General features: G+C 63.5%; 14 protein-coding genes. 10 read left to right on the forward strand and 4 right to left on the reverse strand.

Annotated features, from left to right (window positions below):
• Positions 1-10 precede the first annotated feature (10 nt).
• The 9 genes from ACFZPT_RS15010 to ACFZPT_RS15050 all read left to right on the forward strand — a co-directional run bounded on the left by ACFZPT_RS15010 (position 11) and on the right by ACFZPT_RS15050 (position 8,986).
• Positions 11-337: an acyl-CoA dehydrogenase gene (locus ACFZPT_RS15010; RefSeq protein WP_034098753.1), complete on the forward strand. Its 327-nt coding sequence runs from the start codon at positions 11-13 to the stop codon at positions 335-337.
• Entirely contained in the window at positions 337-1,761 is a 1,425-nt protein-coding gene (locus ACFZPT_RS15015) for an LLM class flavin-dependent oxidoreductase (RefSeq protein WP_034114214.1), read from the forward strand. The genes ACFZPT_RS15010 and ACFZPT_RS15015 overlap by 1 nt, the downstream gene beginning before the upstream one ends.
• 138 nt (positions 1,762-1,899) lie before the next feature.
• Complete coding sequence (locus tag ACFZPT_RS15020) at positions 1,900-2,748, forward strand: AMP-binding protein (protein ID WP_034114212.1); 849 nt, start codon at positions 1,900-1,902, stop codon at positions 2,746-2,748.
• On the forward strand, positions 2,745-3,515 hold the full coding sequence (locus ACFZPT_RS15025) for an ABC transporter ATP-binding protein (protein WP_034098748.1): 771 nt from the start codon (positions 2,745-2,747) through the stop codon (positions 3,513-3,515). The genes ACFZPT_RS15020 and ACFZPT_RS15025 overlap by 4 nt, the downstream gene beginning before the upstream one ends.
• Positions 3,515-4,396: a branched-chain amino acid ABC transporter permease gene (locus tag ACFZPT_RS15030; RefSeq protein ID WP_034114210.1), complete on the forward strand. Its 882-nt coding sequence runs from the start codon at positions 3,515-3,517 to the stop codon at positions 4,394-4,396. The genes ACFZPT_RS15025 and ACFZPT_RS15030 overlap by 1 nt, the downstream gene beginning before the upstream one ends.
• 4 nt (positions 4,397-4,400) lie before the next feature.
• Positions 4,401-5,450: a branched-chain amino acid ABC transporter permease gene (locus tag ACFZPT_RS15035; RefSeq protein ID WP_034114208.1), complete on the forward strand. Its 1,050-nt coding sequence runs from the start codon at positions 4,401-4,403 to the stop codon at positions 5,448-5,450.
• 17 nt (positions 5,451-5,467) lie between these two features.
• Complete coding sequence (locus ACFZPT_RS15040; RefSeq protein ID WP_034114206.1) at positions 5,468-6,808, forward strand: ABC transporter substrate-binding protein; 1,341 nt, start codon at positions 5,468-5,470, stop codon at positions 6,806-6,808.
• 3 nt (positions 6,809-6,811) lie between these two features.
• Entirely contained in the window at positions 6,812-7,579 is a 768-nt protein-coding gene (locus ACFZPT_RS15045) for an ABC transporter ATP-binding protein (protein ID WP_034098739.1), read from the forward strand.
• Positions 7,580-7,591: 12 nt separating this feature from the next.
• A complete protein-coding gene (locus tag ACFZPT_RS15050) occupies positions 7,592-8,986 on the forward strand; it encodes an FAD/NAD(P)-binding protein (RefSeq protein ID WP_034114204.1) in 1,395 nt (464 codons plus the stop codon).
• 144 nt (positions 8,987-9,130) lie between these two features.
• On the opposite strand, the gene ACFZPT_RS15055 is transcribed toward ACFZPT_RS15050, so the two are convergent.
• From ACFZPT_RS15055 to ACFZPT_RS15070, 4 genes are read right to left on the reverse strand one after another with little or no spacing between them, the layout of a single operon-like run.
• Positions 9,131-10,375: an efflux RND transporter periplasmic adaptor subunit gene (locus tag ACFZPT_RS15055; protein WP_047883064.1), complete on the reverse strand. Its 1,245-nt coding sequence runs from the start codon at positions 10,373-10,375 to the stop codon at positions 9,131-9,133.
• Positions 10,365-11,843, reverse strand: a complete 1,479-nt coding sequence (locus tag ACFZPT_RS15060) for a TolC family protein (protein ID WP_034098732.1) — start codon at positions 11,841-11,843, stop codon at positions 10,365-10,367. Before ACFZPT_RS15060 ends, ACFZPT_RS15055 begins: the two co-directional genes overlap by 11 nt.
• Positions 11,836-13,035 carry an ABC transporter permease gene (locus tag ACFZPT_RS15065; RefSeq protein ID WP_034114198.1) on the reverse strand — a complete coding sequence of 400 codons (1,200 nt, stop codon included), beginning with the start codon at positions 13,033-13,035 and terminating at the stop codon, positions 11,836-11,838. The genes ACFZPT_RS15060 and ACFZPT_RS15065 overlap by 8 nt, the downstream gene beginning before the upstream one ends.
• Entirely contained in the window at positions 13,032-13,736 is a 705-nt protein-coding gene (locus ACFZPT_RS15070) for an ABC transporter ATP-binding protein (RefSeq protein ID WP_034114196.1), read from the reverse strand. The genes ACFZPT_RS15065 and ACFZPT_RS15070 overlap by 4 nt, the downstream gene beginning before the upstream one ends.
• Before the next feature lie 357 nt (positions 13,737-14,093).
• Here ACFZPT_RS15070 and ACFZPT_RS15075 point away from each other — a divergent pair, with 357 nt between their 5' ends.
• Positions 14,094-14,846, forward strand: coding sequence for a TetR/AcrR family transcriptional regulator (locus ACFZPT_RS15075; protein WP_034098727.1), 753 nt, complete (start codon positions 14,094-14,096; stop codon positions 14,844-14,846).
• The last annotated feature ends 71 nt before the right edge of the window (positions 14,847-14,917 follow it).

The raw sequence follows: 14,917 nt of genomic DNA on the forward strand, positions 1-14,917 counted from the left end.
GACCTGACCCATGACCACACTGACCCTTGCGCGCCAACTGCTGGACAGCACCCGTCGACATGTCGAACGCAGCGATGACCCCTACGTGATCAGCCGCTTTGGCGATCTGCAGATCCGCGTCGACGTGGCCGCCGCCTTGCTCGAACGGGCCGAGACCCACCCCAGCCCGGTCGCCCGCGCTGAAGCGCAGATTGCTGCGGCCGAAGCGCTGATTGCCGCCAGCAACACCGAATTCGAATTGACCGGCCAACGCAGCGCGCTGCCTTCAAGCCTGGATAACCCGCTGCGTCACACCTACCACGCAGTCGGTAACTACCACCTCAACGGAGTGCACTGATGGCCCGTGAAATTCGCCTGAATGCCTTCGACATGAATTGCGTCGGCCACCAATCCCCCGGCCTATGGGCGCACCCGCGCGACCGTTCGTGGCAGTACAAGGATTTGGCGTACTGGACCGACCTGGCAAAAATCCTGGAGCGGGGCAAGTTCGACGGGCTGTTTATCGCCGATGTGCTGGGTATCTACGACGTGTACAACGGCAATGGCGACGCAGCGATTCGCCAGGCCACCCAAGTGCCGGTCAATGATCCGCTGTCGCTGATCGCCCCTATGGCGATGGTCACCGAACACCTGGGGTTTGGCCTGACGGCCTCGCTGTCGTTCGAACATCCGTACCCGTTCGCGCGCCGGCTTTCGACCCTCGATCACCTGACCCAAGGCCGCATCGGCTGGAACATCGTCACCTCGTACCTGGAAAGCGGGGCCAAGAACCTGGGGCAGAAAGCCCAGACCGAACACGACGCGCGCTATGACTATGCCGAAGAGTACCTGGAGGTTTGCTACAAACTTTGGGAGGGCAGTTGGGAGGAGGGCGCGGTATTGCGTGATCGCGAGCGCCGGATATTCAGCGACCCGAGCAAAATCCATGAGATCCGCCACGTCGGCAAGCACTTCCAGGTGCCCGGCATCCACCTGTGCGAGCCGTCGCCGCAGCGCACGCCGGTGCTGTACCAGGCCGGTGCGTCCAGCCGTGGCAAGCAGTTCGCTGCCGAGCAGGCCGAGTGCGTGTTCGTCGCGGCGCCGTCCAAGGTGCTGCTGAAAAAGACCGTCGCCGATATTCGCCGCCGCGCGGCCGAGGCAGGGCGGGACCCCAGGAAAATCCTGATTTTCAACTTGCAGACGGTGATCGTCGGCGAAACCGATGCCCAGGCCAAAGCCAAGTTCGACGAGTACAAAACCTACGTCAGCTACGAAGGCGCCATGGCGTTGATCTCCGGCTGGACCGGCATCGACTTCAGCCAGTTCAAGCCCGACGAACCACTCAAACATGTGCACACCAACGCCATTCAATCGGCGGTGGAAGCCTTCTCCACGGCCGACCCGAACAAGGTCTGGACCCCCAACGAACTGGCCGACTGGGTCGGTATCGGCGGCTTTGGCCCGCTGTTCGTCGGCGGCCCAGAGACCGTGGCTGACCTGTTGCAGGAATGGGTCGAAGAGACCGACGTGGACGGCTTCAACCTGGCCTATGCGTTGACCCACGAAACCTTTATCGACGCGGTCGACTGGCTGGTGCCGGAGTTGCAGAAGCGTGGCGCGTACAAGACCGAATACGCCCAAGGCACGCTGCGCGAGAAGTTGTTTGGTGATGGTGCAAGGTTGGGCTCGAACCACCCCGGCGCGGGCTACCGCAATTTATCTGGGGTACAAAAAACTACTGTGGGAGGGGGCTTGCCCCCGATAGCGGTGGGTCAGTCATGAGTGCTCTAACTGGCCCACCGCCATCGGGGGCAAGTCGAATCCTCGCACCGCCCCTCCCACAATCGTCCTGTGTTGATAAACAAATACTCAAGCCAGCGGACCACCGCACGCACTCCACCCCAATAGGAGCAACCCCCTATGAGCGTGCACGAACCCAAGGCTCTCCTGGAACACCTGCGCCACTGGGCACAACTCACACCGCTGCACATTGCCCTGCGCCACAAGCGTCAGGGCCTGTGGCACGCGTGGCGCTGGATCGACGCCCTGCGCGACGTAGAACGCCTGGCCGATGGTTTGCGCCAGCAAGGTTTCAGCGATCAGTCTCGTTTGGTGCTCAGTGGCGCCTTTGAGCCGAACCTGTTGTTGCTGGCGTTGGCGGCCCAGTCCGTCGGCGGTCAGGTGCTGACGCTGGCCGACAACCTGGAACCCCAGGCGCTGGAACAACAGCTATGGCGTATCCGTCCCAGCCACGTCTACGTGCAAGGCCGCCAGCCCGATTGGGCGTTTACCCAGCGGTTGGACTTTGCCCAACTGCTCGGTCCGGTCGACCCGGCGCAACACGTGCAGCGTTGGTGGCAACCCACAGCCGAAACCGCGCTGTGGAGCGAGGACAGTACCCAGTGGCAAGACGGTCTGGCGGTGGTGCTGGAGCAATGGCTGCACAGCGGCCACGGCCTGGCCTTCCCGGAGAACCCGGCGTCGGCGCGACGTGATCGCAGTGAAGTCGCGCCCACGGGGCTGCTGTTATCGCCAGCGCGTTTGCAACAGGTGGCCGACGACATCGAAAGCCGCCTTGCGCCCCACGGCACCTGGCGTCGGCGCCTGTGTGAGTGGGCCATCGCCGATGCCCGCAGTGGCCTGCGTCGGGTGCTGAAAAATCGCGTACGCCGGTTGTTGGGCTTCCAGCGCCTGACGTCTATCTGGCAACCCATCAAGTCCAATGTCGAGCCAACGTGGCTCGCCGAATTCAAACGGAAAAGCGCATGAGCCAAGCCATCCTCCAAGTGCGGGATATTTCGCTGTCGTTCAAAGGGGTCAAGGCGATCAGCGGGCTGTCGTTCGACGTGCAGCGCGGCGAGATATGCGCGTTGATCGGCCCTAACGGCGCCGGCAAAAGTTCGCTGCTCAATGTACTCAACGGCGTGTATCGCTTCGATGCCGGCGAGATCATATTCGACGACCAGCATTTCCAGCGCATCGACCCCTTGGGTGCGGCGCGCCGGGGTATCGGTCGCACCTTTCAGAACAACGCCTTGTTCAAAAAAATGAGCGTGCTCGACAACCTCCTCACCGGTCTGTCGCGGTATATGCGCAGCACCTTTATCGAGCAGGCCCTGGGCTTACCCCGGGCGCGACGCGAAGCCGAGGCGTTTGGCCTGCGCGGCCAGGGCGTCCTCGAATTTCTAGAGTTGCAAGCCCACCGCGATGTGCTGGTGGGCAATCTGTCCTACGGCCTGCAAAAGCGCGTGGAATTGGGCCGCGCACTGATCGCCGAGCCCAGCCTGTTGTTGCTGGACGAGCCCATGGCCGGCATGAACGCCGAGGAAAAACAGGAAATGGCTCGCTTTGTCGCCGATGTGAACCGCGACCTGGGCACCACGGTAGTGTTGATCGAACACGATATCGGTGTGGTCATGGGCCTGTCCGACCATGTGGTGGTGCTGGACTACGGGCGCAAGGTCGGCGACGGCACGCCCGCCCAAGTACAGGCCAACCCCGAGGTAATCGCGGCCTACCTGGGAGTCGTTCACTGATGACGTTCTTCTTTGAAACCCTGCTCGGCGGCCTGCTCGCCGGCACCCTGTATTCGCTGGTCGCCATCGGCTTCGTGCTGATCTACAAGGCCAGCGGCGTGTTCAATTTTGCCCAGGGCGCGATGCTGCTGTTTGCCGCGCTGACTTTTGTCAGCCTGCATGACCAGGGCGTGCCATTTGCCCTGGCGTTACTGCTGACGGTCATCGTGATGATTGGCGGCGCGTTGCTTATCGAACGGTTGGTCTTGCGGCCGCTGGTGAACCGTTCGCAAATCACCTTGTTCATGGCCACCCTGGGCCTGTCGTTCATTATCGAAGGCTTGGCTCAGGGCCTGATGGGCTCCCAGGTGCGCGCGCTGGACCTCGGGATCGACGACGTGCCGCTGTTTGTCGGGCCGCTGATGCTCAGCCAGTTTGACCTGGTCGCCGCGGCTGCCGCAGGGGTGCTGGTGACGGTGCTGGCGCTGCTGTTCAACAAGACCCGCATCGGCGTGTCGTTGCGGGCGGTGGCGGATGACACCACGGCGGCGCTGTCCATCGGCATCCACCTCAACCGCATCTGGCAGATCGTATGGGCGGTGGTCGGTGTGGTCGGGCTGGTGGCGGGGCTGCTGTGGGGCGCGCGCCAGGGCGTGCAGTTCTCGCTGTCGCTGGTGGTGCTCAAGGCGTTGCCGGTGTTGATCATCGGTGGCTTCACTTCGATTGGCGGGGCGATGGTTGGTGGGCTGATCGTTGGCGCCGCGGAGAACCTTGCCGAGGTGTACATCGGCCCGCTGATCGGCGGCGGCATCACGCCCTGGTTCGCCTATGTCCTGGCCCTGGCCTTCCTGTATATGCGTCCCGCCGGCCTGTTCGGCGAGCGCGCAATCGAGCGAGTCTGAACCTATGTCGATCCCTGTCGTTGAACACGCCGCCCCCTTGTTGTTGATCCAGCGGCGTGTGCCCTGGGGCCTGATCGGCTTGCTGGGCTTGGCCTTTATCGTGGTGCCGCTGTGGGGCAATGATTATTGGCTCAATGCGATTTTGATCCCGTTTCTGGTGTTGTCCCTGGCCGGTCTGGGCCTGAACCTGCTGACCGGCTACACCGGGCAAACCTCGGTGGGCGCTGCGGGCTTCATGGCGGTCGGTGCGTTTGCCACCTATGGCTTTTTACTGCGTTTGCCTGAGTTGGGCCTGCCGGTGGCGTTGCTCGGCGGCGGCGTGATCAGCGCGCTGGTGGGCCTGCTGTTTGGTTTGCCCAGCTCGCGGATCAAGGGGTTCTACCTGATGGTCACCACCCTGGCCGCGCAGTTTTTTCTGGAATGGTTGTTCGTCAAGTTTCCCTGGTTCTACAACTATGGTTCATCCGGCACCATTTCCGCGCCCGCTCTGACGTTGTTCGGCCATGATCTCAACACCCCGTTGGGCCGTTATTGGCTGACCCTGGTCAGCGTGTTGCTGTTGACCTGGACGGCCGTGAACCTGGTGCGCAGCCAGGTGGGGCGCAATTGGATGGCGATCCGCGACATGGACACCGCCGCCGCGGTGATCGGCATTCCGGTGGCGCGCTACAAGCGCCTGGCGTTTGCGGTCAGCTCGTTCTATCTGGGCATCGCCGGGGCGCTGTGGGCCTTCGCTTACCTGGGCACGGCCAGCGCCAGCAGCTTCGATATCAATCGCTCGTTCCAGATTCTGTTCATCATCATTATCGGCGGCATGGGCAGTATCGCCGGCAACTTTGTCGGCGCCGCGTTTATCAGCCTGCTGCCGATTTTCCTCAGCCACGCCGGTCAGGCGCTGTTCGGTGGCGCGGTGGATGCGGGGCAGTTGCAGAACCTGCAGAAAATCATCTTTGGCGTGTTGATCATCGTGTTCCTGATCAAGGAACCCGACGGTTTGATTCGCCTGTTGCACACCCTTCGCGATCGGCTGCGCCAGTGGCCGCTGCGTTTCTAACCTCAAGAGAACTTCCTATGCGTGCATCCTTCAAACAATCCCTGGCCGGCGCCGCGTTAGCCGTGGCTGCGTTCACCAACAGCGTACCCCCGGCGGTGGCGTCCCCGGACCAGCAATTTATCCCGCTGGCGACCTACCGGGTCGGCGCCTACGCGTCCAGCGGCGTGCAGGTGTGGGCCGGGATGATCGACTATTTGCGCTATATCAACGAGGTCGAGGGTGGCATCAACGGGGTGAAACTGGTGTGGCAGGAATGCGAGACCGAGTGGACCGCCGAGAAAGGCATCGAGTGTTACGAGCGCTTTAAAAACGGTCTGGATGGCGCCCCGGTCGCGGTGTACCAACCCAATGGCGCGCCAGCGGCTTATGCGCTGAGCGAGCGGGCCGAGGTGGACAAGATCCCGTTGATCACCCTCGGCTACGGGCGTACCGAGGCCACCGATGGCACCGTATTCCCCTACAACTTCCCGGTGATGCTGACCTTCTACAGCGAGGCATCGAGTTTGGTGAACTACATCGCCGAGCGGGAGGGCGGTTTCGACAAACTCAAGGGCAAGAAAATTGCCACGGTGTACCACGACTCGGCCTACGGACGTGAAACCCTCGGCCCGCTGAAGCTGCTGGCGGAAAAATACGGCTTTGAAAATATCCAGATCCCGGTGGCCGATCCGGGCAACGAACAATCCGCGCAATGGCGCCAGGTGCGCCAGGCCAACCCGGATTGGGTGTTCCTGCGTACCTGGGGCGTGTCCACGCCGGTGGCGGTGAAGACGGCGGCGCGCTTCGGCTTTCCGGTGGACCATATCATCGGCGATATCTGGGCCAGCTCCAGCGAGGACGTGCTGCCTGCCGGCGCCGCCGCCAAGGGTTACCTGGCGCTGACACCGTACCCGGCGGGGGCGGATTTCGAGATTCACAAACGCCTCAAACAATACGTGCTCGACAAAGGCCACAGCGACCTCAAGGACCTGAAGAACTTCGGCAGCGTCTACTACAACTCTGGCCTTGTGAACGCCGCCGTGGCGGTCGAGGCGATCCGCACCGCCCAGGCCAAGTTCGGCAAGCGTCCGCTCAACGGCGAAGAGGGGCGTTGGGGCCTGGAGCACTTGAACATCGACGATGCGCGCTTGAAAGACATGGGCTACCTGGGCCTGATGCAGAACCTGAAACTGTCGTGCCGCGATCACGAAGGTGGCGGCTCGGCGCGGGTGCAGCAATGGGACGGTGCGAACTGGACGCTGATCAGCGATTGGATCGCCGCCGACCGTGCGCTGCTGCGCCCGCTGATCGACGAGAAGTCCGCCGCGTTCGCCAAGGAAAAAGGCCTGACGCCACGCGCCTGCACCGGGGATGAATAAGCCATGAACCAACCTGCCAGTGTGTCGGCGAGCCCGGCGCTGTTGACTGTCAACGATATCGAGGTGATCTACGACGGCGCGATCCTGGCGGTGGCCGGGGTGTCACTGAGCGTGCCCAAGGGCGCCATCGTCGCCTTGCTGGGTGCCAATGGCGCCGGCAAGAGCACCACCCTCAAGGCCATTTCCGGGCTGGTGCGCGCCGAGCGCGCCGAGGTCAGCCGGGGGGTGATCGAATATGCCGGTGCGGACTTGGCCGGCATTGATCCCAACCAGCGCGTGCGCCAGGGCATGGTGCATGTGCTGGAGGGCCGCCATGTGTTCGGCCAGCTCAGCGTGGAAGACAACCTGCGCAGCGGCGGCTTTGTGCGGCGTTTGAGCCGCAAGGCCATGGCCCAGGACCTGGAACGCATTTACACCTGGTTCCCACGGCTCAAGACCAAGCGCCACACCCGCGCCGGGCTGACCTCCGGCGGCGAGCAACAGATGGTCGCCATCGGCCGAGCGTTGATGACCCGTCCTACTTTGGTACTGCTCGACGAGCCGTCCATGGGTTTGGCGCCTATGATCGTGCAGGAGATCTTCGAGATCATTGCGCAGCTCAACCGCGAACAGCAGGTGAGCTTCCTGATCGCCGAGCAGAACATCAACGTCGCGCTCACCTATGCGGCCCATGGCTATGTGCTCGATACTGGGCGCGTGGCCTTGAGCGGCAGTGCCGCTGAACTGCGGGCGCGCGGCGACCTGCATGACATCTACCTGGGTAAACAGTAAGGGCGAACCTGCATGACGGAATCCACCCGCAACGCTGATGTGCTGATCATCGGCGGCGGCCTGAGCGGCACGATGCTGGCCGTACAACTGCTGCGCCTGCCCGGTCGGCGCCAGATCCTGGTGATCGAACCGCGCGCCGAACTGGGTCGGGGCGAGGCTTACAGCGCGGTCGAACTGGGCCACACCCTCAACGGCAACGCCGCGCGCATGAGTGTCGACCCGGACAACCCCGACGACCTCACGCAGTGGCTCACCGAACACATCGCGGCCGGCGGTTGGCCGGAGTCGGCCGAGCAGGCGGTGCCGATCAGCGAGCTGTTCCCGCCGCGCGGGCTATTTGGTGTGTATGCGCAGCAGCGGCTGGCCGAGGCCAAGGCACGCTCGGCGTCCACGGTGGAGCATGTCAGGGCCGAAGTGATCGACGTGCAGGTGGATGCGGATTCAACCCTGCTGACCCTCGATAACGGCCAGCGGTTGCGCGGTAACTTTGCGGTATTGGCCACCGGTATGTTCCCGGCGGCGCGCACGCCGCAGACCCACTCCAGCGGCGTCAACGCGGCGGCGGTCGACCCATGGGACGTGGCGACCATGAGGCGCCTGGACCCACGCTCGACGGTGCTGATTATTGGCTCCGGGTTGACCATGGTGGACGCCGTGGTGTCCCTGGAACAGGCCGGGCATCGCGGGCCCATCGAGATCTTTTCGCGCCATGGCCTGTTGCCCCACGTGCGCCGGCAACCGCCGGCCTGGGACGACTTCCTGGCTGCCGACCCGGCCTTGCGCAGCCCTCGGCAACTGCTGCGCGAACTGCGTCGCCAATGCAGCATCGCGCAGGCCCAGGGCATCGACTGGCAAGCGCCGCTGGACACCGTACGCGCCCATATCGGCCGTCTCTGGAGCCAGGCCAGCGAGCGCGAGAAGCGCCAGTTCGTGCGCCATGTGCGGCCGTGGTGGGAAAGTCATCACCACCGCTCGCCGCCGCTGAGCGCGCAGCTGGTGGCGCGTTTGCATGAGGAGGGGCGGTTGCGCATTCGTGCGGCGTCATTCAAGGGGCTGGTGCCCGCGCAAAGCGGCGTCACCATCGCGGTGCGCCAACGCGGCGAACAGACGCTCACTCAAGTGACGGGCGCGGCGCTGATCAACTCCAGCGGCATCGAATACGACTGGCGCCGCGTGGCCCGGCCCTTGCCGCAGCAGTTGCTCAAGCGCGGGTTGATCCAGCCCGGGCCGTTGGCATTGGGCATCGCAGCGGATGCCTCGGGGGCGGTGCTGGATGCCCAGGGCCAGGTCAGCGCCCGACTGTTCGCCATGGGCCCGCCGTTGCGCGGAATGTGGTGGGAGAGCACGGCGGTGACGGATGTGGCGCTGCAAGCCAAAGCCCTGGCCTCGAAGCTGGCAGCGGTCTAACAGAAGCTGACAAAGGACTAAAAGAAGCTGACAGAGAACTTAATGTGGGAGGGGGCTTGCCCCCGATGGCAGTGTGTCAGTTGGCTAATTCTTGACTGAGCCACCGCCATCGGGGGCAAGCCCCCCCACACAGTGGGTCTTCATTTATTTTGAGATTTTCACAAGGCCGGGTTTCAGGCCGAACACTTCAACCCCTTGCGCCGTCGACTGGCCGGTGGTGACCTTCACCCGTTCCACCGGTTTATCCATCGCCTCGCGGTACGCCACCGTCATGTCCGGCTCAATCGCCTGGCTGGGAATCACGATTGCCTGTTCATTGTTGTAAGTGACGATGGTCAGCCGCGCACTCATGCCCAACCGCACCCGCTGTAGCTGCTCTGGGGTGAGTGTGGGGATCGACAAGGTCACCGGAAACTGTGCGCTGCCCTGGGTGTCGCTGGCGATGGCCAGGCCGCTGACCACGCTGACGGAGCCCTTCAGCCGTTCGCCGTCGAACCCGTCGCCCATGACTTCCACGGCCTGGCCCTGGTGCAGTTGGTTGATATCCAGCTCCGACACCTTGGCGACGATCTTCAACCGTTCGATATTCGCCAAGCCAAACAGCACCTGGCCCTGGCTGACCTTGCTGCCGGCCTGGATCGGCGCGTTGGCGTTGCCACCACCGGCCGGTGCGTTGTTGCCGGGGGCGGGTACCACGATGCCGGAGAACGGCGCCTTCACCTCTTGGGCTGCGAGCAGGGTGCGCAGGGCCTCGTATTTCACGGTGGCGTTGGTCAGCTCCATTTCGGCGATCTGGCGGTATTCGCCCTTGCCCTGTTCCAGCGCCTGTTGCAGTTCGCTGCGGGCCGAGGCGAGGTCCAATTGCTGCTGCTGGGCTTGCTGGCGTAGGTCGTCCAATTCGTTGCGCGGGATGATGCCGCGTTTGAACAGATTCTCGCTTTCGGTGAGTTTGCGTTGCGTGTTGTCGGCGCTCATCTGCGCGGTGCGCAGGCTGCGGCGGGCGCGGCTGACGGTGGGGCTGCTGTCCCAGTCCTGCATTTCCTGCACGGTGCGCCGGGCCTTGAGTTGGGCGGAGAGGGCATCGCGCAATTGCACTTCGAGGGTGGCCGGGTCCATGCGCAGCAACACCTGGCCGGCCTCGACCCGCTGGCCTTGCTCGACCAGATTGGCCTGCACATTGCCGTCAAACGGCGCGGTGAGCACGAGCGTGGTGTCGGGCTCGATTTTGCCCACCAGGCCGATCTCATGCACCAGCGCGTCGGGCTTGACCGCCAGCCACTGCTCGGGCGTGCCGTCGGGAGCGGAGGCCGGGCTGCGCAGGGCCAGCCCCACGCCGCCCAGCAGCAGGATCAACACAGCGCCCAGCAGGGCTTTTCGATTAATAGTCATTGAGGGCGATTTCCCAACTTTCCAGCGTCATGCCCAGGGTCAGATCGAGCTGGGTCTGGGCGTTCAGATAAGCGATCAACGCGTTGAGCTGCGCGTTTTCAGCGTTGCGCAAGTCGGTCTCGAAGCTCAACACCTGGAAGTTGGTGGAGCGCCCGGCGCTGAGTTTTTCCCGTTCGATCTCGATCTTGCGCCGCGACAGCTCCACGGCGCGCTGGGCGATTTCATACTGGCGCCAGCGTGTGCCCAGGTCGCGCACCACATCGTTGACGCTACGCTCCAGCTCTTGGCGGGCGTCGGTGATGCGCACCTGCTGGTCCTCGACATTCACGCGCGCGCGCACTTCGGCCTGGCGGGTGCTGATATCCCCGATGGGAATCTGCACCTGCACGCCGGCATAGCTGTCCCATGTGCGGTTATTGCTGCTGCCGGCGTCGTTATTGTAGGTGTCACGTATCTGGTTTGCGCCGGCCACCAGGTCCACCTGCCAACGCCCGGAGTCTTTGGCGATCACCAGATTGAGGTCGGCTTGCTGGCTGCCGAGCAGGGCAGCGAGGTATTCCGGCTGTTGGGTCTGCGCCAGGTTGAACGCCTGGCGCTTGTCGATTTGCATGGGCCGGGCCTCCAGGGCTTCGGTGGCGCGGATCGGCGTGGACAGGTCCAGCGCCAGCAGGCGCAGCAGGGCCAGGCGATTGGTGTCCAGTTGGTTCTGCGCTTCTTCCACGCCCAGTTGCTGGGTGGCGATATCGGCTTCGGTCTGCACGATTTCAAACTCGGCCATGCGCCCGGCGCCGATCAAGGCCCGGTTGACTTCCAGCAAGGTGCCGGAGCGCTTGAGAGCATCCTGCACAATGCTCAATTGTTCCTGAGCGCGCAGCAGCTCGCGGTAGGTGGCGATGATCTGGCTGATGGTCTGCGCAACGGTGGCCTTGAGGTTCAGGCGGTTGGCCTGTTCCGCCAGGCGCGACAGGCGCAGCGGTGCTGTGGTGGCATCCCAGCCGGCACCGCGCAGCAGCGGCTGGATGATCGCCAGGTCCAGGCCGTCGCTGCGGTAGCGGCCGGCGCGGTCGGCGTTGTTGAGTTGCTGGGTCCAGGACATGCTCAGGCGCGTGCCGTACTCGCCGAGCAGGCTGCTGGACGGCGTGACATTGGCATTGCGCGCGTTGTCGACCGAACCGCGGGTGCTGCGATAGGAGCTGTTGAGGGTCAGCTTGGGGTTGAACACATCTTCGGCGACCCGCAGGTCGAATTTCTGCGCCACCCGTTGCAGGTAAGCGCTGCGGATCGCTGGATTGTTGCGCAGGCCCAGGTACACGGCGTCGCCCAGGGTCAGGTCGGTGATCTGGGCTTTCAGCGAGACGCCTCGGTCGTAGCCGCTGCGGGTGGTGCTGGGCGCCGAGGGTTTGATGACCACGTCGGCCGCCATGCCGGGCAGGCTGATCAGGGCGAGGCACAGCAGCCATCTATTCATCGCGCAGGGCCTCCACCGGCTGCAACCGCGACGCCGAGACCGCCGGGTAAATGCCGAAAAACAGGCCCACCAACAATGTGCTGCCCACCCCCAAGGGCAGGGCGGCGGCGGCCAGGTCGAACACCCAGCCCGACAACCAGGCGTACAACCAGGCGGCGGTCATGCCGAGCACCGCGCCGCACAGAGCGCCGACGGCGGTGAGGGTGACCGCTTCGAGCAAAAACAGATTGCGAATATCTCGCTGCCGCGCACCCAGCGCCATGCGGATGCCGATTTCGCGGCGGCGCTCCGAGACATTCATCAGCATCACGTTCATCACGCCCACGCCGCCGCCGATCAGGGAAATCGCGCCCAGGGCCAGCAGCAAGTAAGCGAAGGTGCGGCTCTGGCGCGTCATGCCATCGATCATTTGCTGGGGCACCTGGATGTCGACATCGTGCTCGGTGAGTTGGGAGCGCAGGGCGTCGGCCGCGGCCCGGGCCAGGTGTTCCATGTCCTGGCCGGCAGCGGCGCGGATGATCAGGTTGTTGATCTGCGGCGCCGCGTAGATGCGCCGCATGCCCTCGGCGGGCAGAAACAGCGATTCGCCTGGCTGCACCGGCATCAGCATCGCCCGTGGCTGGGGCTGCAGCAGGCCCACCACCAGAAACAGGTAGTCGTTGATGCGCACGCGGTCCCCCAGCCGCACGGGATCCCCCGGCGCGCTCAGGGCCTGGGCAACGTCGGCGCCGATCACGGCGTAGGTTTCGTTGACATCGAAGCCCGACAGGAAGCGGCCGTGTTGCAAGGTCAGGCGCATCGCCGCAGCGACATCCGGCGTGCTACCGACGAAGTTGGCGTTGACGCTGCGCCCATGGAACACGATGGGCCCGCTGAACAGGCTGAGCGCGCCGATATGGGCGATGCCCGGAACGGCCTGGCGCACGGCGTCCAGGTCCAAGTGCGTGCGCATCGGCACGTTAGCGCTGCCCTTGGGGGGGAATTGCACCACCAGGGTATCGGTGCCCATGTCCTTGAAGATCAAGGCGGCATCCACCGAAGCGTTATGGCCGATATTGATCAGCGCCACCACCGACGAACTGCCGATAACGATGCCCAGCAGCGCCAGCATCGAGCGCTTGCCCAGGGTGCGCAGACTGACGAATGCTTCATGCAGGAGCTGGCTGAGGCTTTGCTCGACCCGCAGGCTCATAGGCGCCCGACCTCTTGCACCACACCGTTGCGCACCAGGATCTTGCGCTCCAGGCGCTCGGCGATCTGCGGGTCGTGGGTGACGATGACCAGGGTGACCTGCTGTTCGCGGTTGAGGCCCAGCAGCAGGTTCATGATGTCCTGAGCGGTGCCGCTGTCGAGATTGCCGGTGGGTTCGTCGGCGAGGATCACCGACGGGTTGCCCACCAGCGCGCGGGCGATGGCCACGCGCTGGCGCTGGCCGCCGGAAAGATCGGCGGGGCGATGGTGGGCACGCTCGGCCAGGCCCACCTGTTCGAGCATGCGCAGGGCCTGTTCCACCGAGGCATGGCGCGACACGCCGCGATAGCTCAGGGGCAGGGCGACATTGTCCAGCGCGCTCAGGCGCGGCAGCAGGTTGAAGCTCTGGAATACGAAACCGATCTGCTGATTGCGGATCGCCGCCAGTTCGTCGGGGCTGGCGCTGAAAATATCGTGGCCGGCGAAGTGGTACTGGCCGCAGTTGGGCAGGTCCAGCAGGCCGAGAATGTTGAGTAGGGTACTTTTGCCGGAACCGGAGGCACCGAGAATGCCGCAGCTGTCGCCACGGGCGATGCAGAGGGATACATCGTTGAGAATGGACAGTGCCTGCCCGGCCAACTCATAGCGTTTGCCGATGCCGTGCAAGGAAATCAAGCCTGGGTGCGTGGGGGTGCCTGTCATCGTGACTACGCCTTCAGTCTCGACGGTGCCTTTATCCCCCATGCAAAACGTTGTATCAAATGCGGGATTGACCGGTACGCGTCACGGACTGGTTTTATTTCTTGTTTTTAAAATATTGTTTGAATACTAACCGCGTTCCCTGGGCTTCGCCAGCCATGGATATAGAGCGGTTTTACCGTTTGAAATGTTTTTTTTCGCGGTTCTCAGTAGGTTGCCTCAGTGCATTCAGTGAACTTCAAGGCGCCGTCCGGCAAGGCTTTGAAACCGGTGGCGATGTGTCACAGCTTGCTTTCGCACGACGGCCCCGGTATAAAAAATCAAATTATTTTTTAAAACAATATTTCCGTGGGATCCCTAATGGTCGCGAAGAAACTCAGCGCTCCAAACGTTACCAAGACTCGCTTGCTGGATGCGACAGAGGCTCTCTTCATCAAGTACGGATACGACGCGGTTTTGTTACGGCAGATTACCGAGCGTGCCCAGGTCAACCTGGCTGCGGTGAATTACCACTTCGGGGACAAGGATTCCCTGATGAAAACCCTGCTGATGCAGCGCCTGGAGCCGCTCAACGAACAGCGCCTGGAATTGTTGGCACGTTGCGAAGCCGAATCCGATGGCCCGCTGGACTGCGACACCTTGCTCGGCGTGCTTTTCGCTCCGGCCATGGGCCTGGAGCGCAGCGACCCCGCCAGTGGAGAAGGGCGCTCGTTCATTCGGTTCCTGGGGCGCGTCTACAGCGATACGTCGCCGTTTATCCAGGAATACCTCAAAGTGCATTACCAACCGGTGTTCCAACGCTTCTTCGAAGCCTTCGCCCTGGCCTTGCCGGATTTACCGCGCAACGAGCTGGGGGTGCGCCTGCAATTTGCACTCAAAGCGATCTCTGGGGTGATGGCCGGTACCGAGCTGCGCCTGCTGATGAATTCCATGAGCCTCGGCCGCCCGGCCACCGACGCGGAAGTCATGGCCAAGCTGATTACCCTGGTCTCGGCAGCGATCCGCGTGCCACAGCAGAGCCCGGAAGCGGAAACCGCCCTGGCCAAGGTGCTGGACACCCAGCGCGCGATTCGTGAAGAGGCTGCGGCGCCAAGCGCTAAAGCGTCGCGCTGAACGACGGTTTTTTCGAGGCAAAAAAAAGCCCGCTGGGGCGGCGGGCTTGATGTGCAACATTTGTAACGGAT

This window comes from Pseudomonas sp. MD330_10, assembly GCF_042610415.1.
Classification (GTDB): domain Bacteria; phylum Pseudomonadota; class Gammaproteobacteria; order Pseudomonadales; family Pseudomonadaceae; genus Aquipseudomonas; species Aquipseudomonas rhodesiae.